General features: G+C 50.1%; 8 protein-coding genes. 7 read left to right on the top strand and 1 reads right to left on the bottom strand.

Annotated elements, in window-relative coordinates:
* The 6 genes from Q0256_RS04390 to Q0256_RS04365 form a co-directional block, all read left to right on the top strand.
* A partial coding sequence (locus Q0256_RS04390) for a DUF748 domain-containing protein (protein WP_297960394.1) occupies positions 1-849 on the top strand: 849 nt, incomplete at its 5' end.
* Between the two features lie 50 nt (positions 850-899).
* Entirely contained in the window at positions 900-1,661 is a 762-nt protein-coding gene (dapB, locus tag Q0256_RS04385; protein WP_297960391.1) for a 4-hydroxy-tetrahydrodipicolinate reductase, read from the top strand.
* A 28-nt stretch (positions 1,662-1,689) separates the two neighbouring features.
* Positions 1,690-1,881 (top strand): hypothetical protein, encoded by a 192-nt coding sequence (locus Q0256_RS04380; RefSeq protein ID WP_297960388.1) that lies wholly within the window; start codon positions 1,690-1,692, stop codon positions 1,879-1,881.
* A gap of 52 nt (positions 1,882-1,933) precedes the next feature.
* Complete coding sequence (purF, locus tag Q0256_RS04375) at positions 1,934-3,280, top strand: amidophosphoribosyltransferase (RefSeq protein WP_297960384.1); 1,347 nt, start codon at positions 1,934-1,936, stop codon at positions 3,278-3,280.
* Positions 3,281-3,300: 20 nt separating this feature from the next.
* The gene (locus Q0256_RS04370; protein WP_297960382.1) at positions 3,301-3,657 is read left to right on the top strand and encodes a DUF488 domain-containing protein; all 357 of its coding nucleotides are present in this window, start codon (positions 3,301-3,303) and stop codon (positions 3,655-3,657) included.
* 470 nt (positions 3,658-4,127) lie between these two features.
* A complete protein-coding gene (locus Q0256_RS04365) occupies positions 4,128-4,553 on the top strand; it encodes a molybdopterin-binding protein (protein ID WP_297960379.1) in 426 nt (141 codons plus the stop codon).
* Positions 4,554-5,179: 626 nt separating this feature from the next.
* Here the strand turns inward: Q0256_RS04365 and Q0256_RS04360 are convergent.
* On the bottom strand, positions 5,180-5,728 hold the full coding sequence (locus tag Q0256_RS04360) for an NAD(P)H-dependent oxidoreductase (RefSeq protein ID WP_297960377.1): 549 nt from the start codon (positions 5,726-5,728) through the stop codon (positions 5,180-5,182).
* Positions 5,729-6,083: 355 nt separating this feature from the next.
* Here Q0256_RS04360 and bcp point away from each other — a divergent pair, with 355 nt between their 5' ends.
* A complete protein-coding gene (bcp, locus tag Q0256_RS04355) occupies positions 6,084-6,611 on the top strand; it encodes a thioredoxin-dependent thiol peroxidase (protein WP_297960374.1) in 528 nt (175 codons plus the stop codon).
* The last annotated feature ends 397 nt before the right edge of the window (positions 6,612-7,008 follow it).

The following is a 7,008-nucleotide window of genomic DNA, read 5'->3' as shown; positions in this document are numbered from 1 at the left end:
ATCCCGCTTGCGCCCGCATCGCCCTATACCGCCAAATATATCGGCAATGAAATCGCGGGCGGTAAGCTAAATTTAAAACTTGCCTACAAAATCGACGATGGCAAGCTAAACGCAAGCAATGATCTAAATTTAGACCGCTTCGAGCTCGGCAAAGAGGTGCAGAGCAAGGATGCGCTGAGCCTTCCGATCGGTCTAGTCGTATCGATCCTAAAGGACAGCGACGATCAGATCGATCTTAGCCTGCCTCTAAGCGGCACGCTGAGCGATCCGAAATTTAGCTACGGCGCGCTCGTTTGGGGCGCGGTCAAAAAACTGCTATCTGACATCGTGTTAAGTCCGTTTAGATTTATGGGAAAGATCGCGGGCGTAGATACGAAAAAGCTCGAAAGTATCGATTTTGAGGCGGCGAGCAGCGAAATTTTAATCAGCGAAAGCTCTAAAATCGATGATTTGGCCAAGGTCACAAAAGCTAAGTCCGATCTTAAGATCATTCTAAACTCTGCGTATAACGAAAAGCTCGATACTCACGAGTTTAAAAGGCGCTCGCTGCAAAATACCCTCACGCTGATGTCCAATAAACAAGGCCTCTCCACGGATGAAGCCATAGCGGCGCTTAAGATCAAATACGATATCAAAGCTAGCGGCGATGAGGCGATGGAGGAGCTGATAAGCGCGCAGAAATTTACCCGTTCGCGTCTTGATGAGTTAGCCCTTGCCAGGGCGACTGCCGTGCAAGCGGCACTCGTGCAGCGCGGCGTAAGCGCCTCTCGCATAGAGATCAAAAAGCCGAGCGAAGCGGAGCTCAAACAAAACAGCTTTATCCCGCTAAGTCTCGGCGTAGAGAGGTAGTGTAAGCAAAATTTGGCTATACTAAGCGGATCAAATTTAAAGGAATGGCGATGATAAATATAGGAATTCACGGCGGAAGCGGCAGAATGGGCACGATGATCTACGAATGCCTGAAAAATTTCGATCAGGCGCGAGCAAGCGTGATCTACACGGTCGCGCCGCTTGATTATACGCCGAGCTGCGCCGCAAGCCGCAGCTACGACGAGCTTTTTGGCGGCTGCGACGTCGTGATAGACTTTACGATCCGAGACGGCGCGATAAGCTTAATGAAATTTGCGCTTTCGCACCCAAAGCCGCTTTGCATCGGCACGACGGCTCTGGGCGAGGAGGGCGAGCGGCTACTGCGCGAATGCGGCGCGAAGATGCCCGTACTGCACGCTACGAATATGAGCCTGGGCGTCGCGGTGCTAAACAAGCTCGTAGCGCTTGCTAGCAGGAGCCTGCGCGATTTTGACTGCGAAATTTTAGAGATGCACCACCGCCACAAAAAAGACGCCCCGAGCGGCACGGCGATGAGCCTTGCCGAGAGTGCCGCAAGTGCGCGCGAGCTAAGCTTAAAAGACGTGCGCGTAAGCGGTCGCGACGGGCTCATCGGCGAGCGCGGTAAGGACGAGATCGCCGTGATGTCGCTGCGCGGCGGCGATATAGTCGGGCGCCACACCGTGGGATTTTACGGCGAGGGCGAGTTCATCGAGCTAAATCATACGGCGACTTCGCGCGCGACCTTTGCCAGAGGCGCGATAAAGGCGGCGGTATGGCTAGCATCGCAAAATAGCGGGCTTTACGGCATCGACGACTGCTTAGGAATCTAGGCTTTGCGGCTAAATTTAAGAGGAAAAAATGCCAATCAAAGATGAAATTTTAAATTTTTTGTGCGAGCTCAAGCCCGAGCTTGAAAGCTTTGGAATTTACAAAGTCGGGCTATTCGACAGCTACGCCAAAGGCAGAGCGAATATCGCCGAGAGGTTTAAAATTTCAGCCGATCTATTTGATGAGGCGCCGGCAAAATGCCGGACGGCGAGCCGTCAATGATAAAACAAAATATAGATAAATTTCTAAAAAATAAAATTTAAGAGGTTAGAAAATGTGCGCAATCGTGGGAGTCATAAATTCCGAAGGTGCGGCTAAAACCGCGTATTACGGGCTTTTTGCCATGCAGCACCGCGGCCAGGAGGCAAGCGGCATCAGCTCGAGCTTCAACCATCATATCAAAACGATCAAAGCCACAGGGCTCGTGACGGAGGTTTTTAGCCCCGCGAGTTTTGAAATTTTAAAAGGCAACATCGCGATCGGTCACAACCGCTACGGCACCGCGGGCGCAGATAGCCTAAAGGACGCGCAGCCCGTTGCGGGCAACTACGCTTTGGGGGAGATCTCGATCGTTCATAACGGAAATTTGATCAATAAAGACGAAATTCGCCGCAAGCTCGTAAGCGAGGGGGCGATCTTTCAGTCCGGCATGGACACCGAAAACATCCTGCACCTCATCGCACGCAGTAAGCAGGAGCATCTAAAAGACCGCATCATCGAGGCGCTGCAACAGTGCGTAGGCGCGTATTCGCTTCTGATTTTAAGCCGCTCGAAGATGTTTGCCGTGCGCGATCGCTACGGCGTGCGTCCGCTCAGCATCGGCAGGCTCAAAGACGGCGGCTACATCGTCGCGAGCGAGACCTGCGCGTTTGATCTCGTAGGAGCCGAGTTCGTCCGCGACGTAAAGCCCGGCGAGATGGTGATTTTCGAAGAGGGTAAGGATGAGTTTAGCTCGTTTGAAATTTTAAAAGCTGCGGAGGCTAGAATTTGCGCGTTTGAATACATCTACTTCGCGCGCCCCGACAGCGTCGTAGAGGGCAAAAACGTATACGAGGTCAGAAAAAAACTGGGCGCGGCGCTCGCGCGAAAATGTAAAGAGCTAAAAGCCGATTTCGTCGTGCCCGTACCCGATAGCGGCGTGCCGGCGGCGCTGGGTTTCGCGCAAGAGAGCAAGCTGCCCTTCGAGATGGCGATCGTGCGCAACCACTACATCGGCCGCACCTTCATCGAGCCGACGCAAGAGGTGCGAAATTTAAAGGTTAAACTCAAGCTAAATCCGATCGCGGCGGAACTACACGGCAAAAGCGTCGCGGTGATCGACGACAGCATCGTGCGCGGCACTACGAGCAAAAAGATCGTCGAGCTTCTGCGCCATGCGGGCGCGGCGCGCGTACATATGTGCATCGCAAGCCCGGAGCTAAAGTATCCCGAACGCTACGGGATCGACACGCCGAGCGTGCGCGAGCTGATCGCCGCAAATATGAGCACGGATGAAATTTGCAAATTTATAGGCGCCGACAGCCTCACGTTTCTTAGCGTGCCTGAGCTCGTAGAAGCGCTTGGGAGCGAGCGCAAATACTCGCTCGTAAGCTTCGACGGCGATTATTTCATCAAAGACTAGCAAATTTAAAGGAGTAAACTATGACAAAATTTAAGATTAAGCGCGTTTATGAGAGCGCAGAGGAAGGGGATGGTTTTCGCGTACTATGCGACAGGCTTTGGCCGCGCGGCATAAAAAAAGACGCGCTGGAGCTTGATATGTGGGCGAAAGATATAACGCCTAGCACCGAAATACGCAAGCTTTTCGCGCATAAGCCTGAGAATTTCGCCCATTTTAAGGAGCTTTACTTAGCTGAGCTTGAGCAAAATCCCGCCGTAGCGGAGTTTTTAAAAGCGGTTAAAAACGAGCCGGTCGTCACGCTGCTATATGCCGCAAAGGACGAGCACTGCAACCACGCGATGATTCTGCGTGATTTTCTGCAAAGCAAGGTGCGCTGAAATTTTGGCACAAAACGCACCTCTAGCTGTATTTTAAAGCAAATGTAAAATCGCCTCGCTCACCAAAATCTATTCGTAAAACCAATGTACGAGGCATAGAATTCAGCGAACAAGGCGTAAGCGGAGCGCTCTTAAAGCCTTACCAGGCACGATTTGCGATAAATTTTATCCGGATGTACACTTCACAGGTGCGCATAAAACAAACGCTAAATTTTGCGTCAGAGCTCTAAAAAACGCAGAATTTTATAAAAAGCGAATAAAATTTCAAGGAAAATAACCCGATTTAATATGCAAATTTAGAATTTCATCTATTTTTTAACGCTATTTTTCATAATGCAAGCTAGGAATTTAAAAAGTGGGCTTAATATAAATTCGCAACAAATCAAATTAATTTCTTACATGCAGCATTTTTAAATTTCATTTAAGGATTTGCCGCTAACATTGCTCGTAATTTTTTACAAGGAGAAACAATGGCAATCAGTGCTAGAAATCAGCTTCACGTCGTAATCAGCGACGTAAAAATAGGTGCGGTAAATTCGCTAATCACAGCTAAAACCAGAGGCGGCGACGTGCTAAAAGCGACCGTTACGGTCGACTCCGAAAAAGCCTTAGATCTAAAGGCGGGCAAAGAGGCGGTATTTTTATTCAAAGCCCCAAATGTCATCATTTCAAAGGGAGAAAACGACCTTCGTCTAAGTGCTGTGAACCAGCTAAAAGGCAAAATCACCGCCGTTAAAGAGGGCGCAATCAATGCTGAAATCGATGTCAGAACTGCAGGCGGCGAAAATTTAAGCGCGATCGTCACAAACGGCTCCGTTAAAAATTTGGCGCTAGCAGTCGGCGACGAAGTAACCGCGATCATAAAAGCTACTCAAATCATCGTCGGCGTAAAATAATCCTGCATTGTGCGAACCGATGTGCACGCTTTAAACATCGCGAAATCAAGGAGCGAAATTTTATGAATTCTGCTCCTTCTTCAAAAATCTTTTTTGATAAATCAAATTTCGTAGCAGCTCAAATAGCGCTATAAGCGGTCTTTTCTCTCATGCGCGCAGATGCACCCCGCGCGACATCCAGCCCCAATCACACCAAGAAGCGGTCTTACCCTATTTTACCGCAGTGCGCATTTCGCGCAGGCTTTGCATACATGCAGTACGCAAGCCCACCCACGCGAGATATTTATGAAACGCAGACCCCTCTTCACTCTGCCCGCTCGCCTATAACGATGCGCTTTCATATTTTACGCGCTCGTGACACGCCGCCGCTTTACGCAGTAGCGATCAATCCTCGCACAGATATCCGTACCGAGAGGGCGGACCGATCCAGATTAAAGCAAGCACGCACTAACCGCGCCCGCCGATAGATAGCAGCACGGACAGATCATCGAGCCGATCGCCTCGCCCTAAACCCGAGCGTTTTTTGAGCTTTTACCGATCGGCTCGTTAAAAGGCGTAGATTCCGCGGATAAAATCACTCTCGTAAAATTTCGGCTCATAGCCGCGGGTAGCGGGCATTTGCTTTGCTAAATTTGATACTCGCCGGGGCTTAGTTCGCCTCGCAAAAGCTTGCCAAAGCGTGCGGCTGCGGCATCTACGGCATCGTCGCCAAACTCGCCCGGCTCAAATCCGCTGCTGACAAACGGCACAGCAAAGTCCATCCCGCAGTAGTTTGCTGCGATCTTAAGCGGCGTTAAAATTTCATCCAGGCTAAAGCCGATAGCACCCTGTTTGGAGTACTCGCCAAGCGGGGTGCTGACGCTTAGCGCAAGCTGCAAGACCTTGCCCTTAAGCGCGCCGGAGCCCACCAGCTCGTGCGAAAAGACGGTGTCAATATAGGCTTTTAGCATAGGCGGCACATTTAGCCAGTACATCGGGTACAAAAATACGATGCGATCCGCGCCGCGTAGCGCGTCTTGCTCTGCGCGGGCGTCAATGCGAGCAGTATCGGTGCCGTAAAGTCCCTCCAAATGGCGCACCTCTACGCCAGCAGCGCCCTTTGCGACCTGCGATAGGGCTTTGTTCACGCGCGAGGCGGCGAAATTCGGATGCGATAAGATCACGAGCGTTTTCATGTTATTTCCTTTGTTAAAATTTGCAGAATCATATCGTTAAAAAGCTAAAAGTAGATTAAGCGGGCGTTATTTTGCTTGTGAGGAATGGGATTTGCGTGGCACGATAGATAACTAAGCACTCTCTTACCATACTGTCTCAAGGCACGCGCTACAAAATGTTTTTACGCATGCCGCAAAGCACAAGCTTCCAGAATTAGTCTCGTCTAGAACGATCTGCTTACGATTCGCCCGATGCGTGTGCAGCTGCGGCACGGAGCAAAATTTCATCCAAAGCAAGGATAAATTTATGAAAAAAGATTAAAATTTAGCCGCAACTTGGGCTACGAGCCCGAAAATTTCAAAAAAAGGACACGATATGCAGAGAAAAACACAGATCGAAGGCGAGTTCAGCACAGAGGATCGCGAGCGCAAAATCACGCTGCAAGCAGGAGACGTAGCACCCGCTTTTACGCTGCAAAACGCCGACGGAGCGAGCGTCGCGCTAAAGGACTTCGCGGGTAAGAGGGTCGCGCTGTATTTTTACCCCAAGGATAACACCCCCGGCTGCACGACCGAAGCGTGCGAATTTAGCGCCGCGTACGATGATTTCATCGCCGCAGACTGCGTGATCGTCGGCATCAGCCCCGACAGCGCCAAATCCCACGCGGGCTTCATCGCCAAGCAGAGCCTAAAGCACATCCTGCTGAGCGATCCGCAGCACGAGGTAGCCAAGCTATACGGCGCGTGGCAGGTGCGCAAAAACTACGGGCGCGAGTATCTAGGCATCGTGCGCTCGACCTTTCTGATCGGCAAGGACGGCAAAATTTTAAAGGTCTATAAAAGCGTCAAGGCAAAGGATCACGCCGCAAAGGTGCTTGCAGATCTGCTAGCTGCGGGGAAATAAAGCGCCAAGCCAGCGTTTTGAAATAGAACTCTAGCGCATTTTGCACTAAGCTTTAATTATGAAATTTATGCGCTGAAATTTGTTATGGAATTTCGGCGTCAAATTTAAGCGCCGAAGCTTCGGCATTAAAATTTGGTCTTGAAATTTTGCCTTAGAATTCTGCCGCTAATTTGAAAATAAAATTTCAAAGCGGAGTTCTATCTGCGATTTTAGCGGCAAATTTTATCGCCCTAAACCAAAATTTTAAAGGAAAAATATGAAAAATTTAATCATTCTAGCTCACCCCGACATCGAAAATTCGCTCATAAACAAGCGGTTTTTGGAAGAGGCTGCCGTGCAAAGCTTCTAGGAGCTTATCGCTATTTTCCTTGCCGCACTTACGGACAAAAACGCCGCA

It is taken from the genome of uncultured Campylobacter sp. (assembly GCF_937949835.1).
Classification (GTDB): Bacteria; Campylobacterota; Campylobacteria; order Campylobacterales; family Campylobacteraceae; genus Campylobacter_B.
Note: the sequence above shows the minus strand (reverse complement) of the source record. Positions and strands in the feature narration are given on the sequence as shown.